Annotated in this window: 1 protein-coding gene; it reads right to left on the minus strand. The window is 49.1% G+C overall.

Annotated elements, in window-relative coordinates:
- A partial coding sequence (locus GPA22_RS22550; RefSeq protein ID WP_169258295.1) for a YccF domain-containing protein occupies nucleotides 1-292 on the minus strand: 292 nt, incomplete at its 3' end.
- Between the last annotated feature and the right edge of the window lie 91 nt (nucleotides 293-383).

A 383-nucleotide genomic window follows, 5' to 3' on the forward strand; every position in this document is an offset into this window, starting at 1 on the left:
CTACTGCGATATGCGACAAGCACAGCCACCAGCCAAACAGCACCAGCCAGACGATATTGAGGAGGGTGCCTCCCGCATTCAACACGCTGTTTTTCGACTGCGGCTCCAGTTCATCAACATGCACCGCTTCGTTGCCGTAAGGGATCAGCGACAGTTTGGTTATCTCCCAGCAGGAACGGGTGAGCGGCAGAGTGATAATAAAAATGATGCTGAAGAACGTTGCTACCAGCCAACCCAGGGTTGTGGCAAAACCACCTAATACAAAATTTAAAATATTCAGAACGGTACGCATAAATCCTCTGTGCGGCCTGTGAATAATAAGTCCGGGTAATTGTAACGTTTTTTTGCGCTGGAGCACCTATTCTCTGGCGGTTACACTGTGT

It is taken from the genome of Aromatoleum toluvorans (assembly GCF_012910905.1).
Lineage (GTDB): Bacteria > Pseudomonadota > Gammaproteobacteria > Burkholderiales > Rhodocyclaceae > Aromatoleum > Aromatoleum toluvorans.